Genomic DNA, 3365 nt, shown 5'->3' on the forward strand with positions numbered 1-3365 from the left:
GTTAACATCATAAAACCGCATCAAAAGATTAATCATTGTGGTTTTGCCTGCTCCAGTCGGTCCTACAATGGCAACCTTTTGTCCTTGTTTTACATCTAGATTAAAATCTTTTATAAGCGGCTTTTGAGGAATATAAGAAAAATCTACATCCTTAAATTCAAAATCGCCTTTTATCACAATGTCATTATAACCTTGGTTTGCTTTTATAGCAGGAGATGTAATATCAATTATTTCAAACATTCGCGATGCGCCAGCAAGTCCGCTGATTATCTGGCTTGTCGCCGAAGTAAATTCATTGATAGGACGAGAAAACAAGGTGGCATAGGTCAAAAAACTGGTCAATGTGCCAACAGAAAGACCTAAGAATATCGCACACAATCCGCCTGTTAAGCCTACCAGCGAATAAGAAAAATAATTAAGCAGTCTTGTGCTTGGATTGGAAAGAGAGGCAATAAACTGTGCTTTTGTGCCTGTTATATTGAGTTCATCATTAATAATATCAAAGTGTCTTTGGGCTTCTTTTTCATAATTAAATGCTTTTACGACTCTTGCACCCCTTATATGTTCTTCGGCATAACCGCTCAGTTTTCCCATAACTTGTTGCATTTTCAATAGTCTTTGAGATGACTTTTGGGCTACCAGCTTAGAAACCCAAAACATCAGCGGAACGGATATTACAACCGCAATAGTAACTATTGGACTAAGATAAAGCATAAAGCCCAAAGCAGCAAAAATTATTACTATACCAGAAAAAAACTGATTGAGCATTTGGGTTATTGCATCCGTTATCTGATCGCAATCGGCTGTAAATCTGCTTATAATATCGCCCTTATTCATATTGTCTATTTCTTTTAAGGGAAGACTTAACAGCTTTTTAAACGCCTGCTTTCTTATCTTGTTTGTTGTTTTGACCGCAACGCTTACTCCCAAAGAAGTATACAGCCAAACACATAGTGCGTTAATAATATAAAGACCGCCAAGGATAATTAATATTTTAATTAAATTGTCAAAATCAACTTTACCCGCTTCGACAATGTTATCCACAGCACGACCTATAAGCAAAGGCCCAATAACATAAAACAAATTGCCAATAAGCGATAGAAATGCAATACAAATTACTGTCTTTTTATACGGCTTAATATATCCAAACAATCTTTTTAGGGAGGTCTTTTTTTGATTACTCATTTCGTCCTCCCTCTATGTCTAACTGCGTATTGTATATATCACGGTATAGTTGATTATTCTTAATAAGCTCGTCATGCGTGCCTAGACCTACAACTTGACCTTCGCTAAGCACCGCTATTATATCAGCGTTCTTAAGGCTGCCCGCTCTTTGCGAAATTGTAATTAAAGTTTTACCTGCGCTTTGCTCCTTTAATGCCCTGCTTAGATTTCTTTCTGTAGCAAAGTCCAAAGCGCTTGCAGAATCGTCTAATATCAAAATTTCAGGAGATATTATAAGCGCTCTTGCAATAGTTATTCTTGCACGCTGTCCGCCGCTCAAGTTAGTGCCGCCTTGCTCTAACTGATAGTCAAGACCATCTGGAAGCTTATTTACAAAATCTGCTTGAGCAGTTTTGAGTGCTTGCATAATTTTTTCGTCATCAACATCTCTGCCCATCTTTAAGTTATCTCTGATGCTGCCCGAAAACAGCACAGCTTTTTGGGGTACTATGCCTATATGCTCTCGTAAAAATTTAGGCGACAATTCTTTTATATCTTGTCCGCCTATTGTAATCTTTCCTTCGATAACATCATAAAAGCGTGCAATTAGATTAACCAAAGTAGTTTTTCCTGAACCGGTCAGCCCAACAATACCAAAAGTCGTTCCTTTAGGGATGGTAAGATTAATATCTTTTAGCACCTCTTTACCATCGCCATATCTAAAGCTTACATTTTGAAATACTATATCGCCCTGCGGAAACTGTTTTAAAACTTGTCCTTCATCGGTTAATTTTGGAGTTGTATCCAGCACTTCATTGACTCGGGCTGCTGAAGCCAATGCTTTTGTGATTAAAAGCATTAGGTTAACCAAAACATTGAGGGCTAACACAATTTGTGAGATGTAATTGATAAAAATGATTATTTCGCCTTGCGTAAGTTTTCCAAAATAAACTCTTTTTCCGCCAAAGTAAATTATAACAAGCAGGGACAAGTTGAGAATCAAAACAGTCAAAGGATTAGATAATGAGGCAAGCCAGCCCGCTTTTTGAGCATAATGCGCGTGCTCATCTCCAGAATCAAAAAATTTCTGTTTTTGAGAATCGGTTTGTCCAAATGCTTTTATAACTCTTATTCCTGTGAGATTTTCGCTAGCAAGAAGAGAAATATTATCTAGCTTTTTCTGAACGGTTTTGTATGCTTTTATAGAAATATTAATTAAAAAGTATAAAACAACTGCCGCAGCAGGCACCGAAATAAGCATAATAAGCGCTAGATGCCAGTCGATAATAAATGCTCCTACAAGGCTTCCTATACACAAAAAAGGCGCACGAAGAACAAGCCTTAAAATCATCATAATTGAATATTGCAGCTGATTAATATCTGAAGTCAGTCTTGTAGTAAGCGAAGAAGATGAAAAACGGTCAAGTTCTGAATAAGAAAAATTAGTAATATGCTCAAAAACTTTTTTTCTCAAAGCCGTTCCAAATCCTTGTGCTGCAGACACAGCATAGTGCTGACCTAAAACAGCAATCAAAAAGCCCAAAACCGCAAGTCCAAAAATTGATATACTTAATACAACTATTAACCAAATCTTATTTTGCTTAATGCCGATATCTATGAGAGATGCCATCAAAATTGGCATAATAAGCTCAAAAACTGTTTCAACAAACTTGCAAAGCGGACCTAAAATGACCTGTTTTTTGTATGGTGATAAAAAGCTTGTTAAGCGCATTGTGACTTCCTTTTTTGTTTTAATATATCACAACTCAATACTTTTGATAAACATAAACTCTATGTTTTTATAAAAATTATATAACTGCCGCCAATTTAAGACGGCAGTTATATATTATAGCGAAGCCAGTTTTGCGCCTAAACTTATGCATTCTTGTTCGCTTTCGCCCTCAGGCATCTCGTTGACAATAAGGGTACTAACAATTTGAGCGCCATAATTTTTCATTCTGTCTTCCCAGCTTCTCATCCATTCTCCATCGCCCCAGCCGTATGAACCAAATAATGCAATCTTTTTGCCATTTATCTTAGTGCTAATTGATTCCACAAAAGGCTCCATTTCCTGTTCTTCTATAACTTCAACACCCATAGCTGGAGAACCTAAGGCGATAATATTAAATCCATCTACAATATCAGGCGATATATACGAAACATGTTTTAGCTCGACTTCTGCTCCTGCCGTCAATGCTCCT

Annotated in this window: 3 protein-coding genes; all 3 read right to left on the reverse strand. The window is 36.9% G+C overall.

Features of this window, described 5'->3' with window-relative positions:
- The coding region (locus tag VIL26_08690; protein HEY8391002.1) for an ABC transporter ATP-binding protein at positions 1–1185 on the reverse strand (1185 nt) is incomplete at its 3' end.
- Positions 1178–2896 carry an ABC transporter ATP-binding protein gene (locus tag VIL26_08695; protein ID HEY8391003.1) on the reverse strand — a complete coding sequence of 573 codons (1719 nt, stop codon included), beginning with the start codon at positions 2894–2896 and terminating at the stop codon, positions 1178–1180. The genes VIL26_08690 and VIL26_08695, both read right to left, overlap by 8 nt.
- A gap of 114 nt (positions 2897–3010) precedes the next feature.
- A partial coding sequence (locus VIL26_08700; protein ID HEY8391004.1) for a flavodoxin domain-containing protein occupies positions 3011–3365 on the reverse strand: 355 nt, incomplete at its 5' end.

It is taken from the genome of Clostridia bacterium, assembly GCA_036562685.1.
GTDB lineage: Bacteria > Bacillota > Clostridia > Christensenellales > DUVY01 > DUVY01.

Excerpts from the sequence above, each read along its gene's own strand:
- VIL26_08695 (HEY8391003.1), bottom strand. The coding sequence starts at position 2,896 with ATGCGCTTAACAAGCTTTTTATCACCATACAAAAAACAGGTCATTTTA.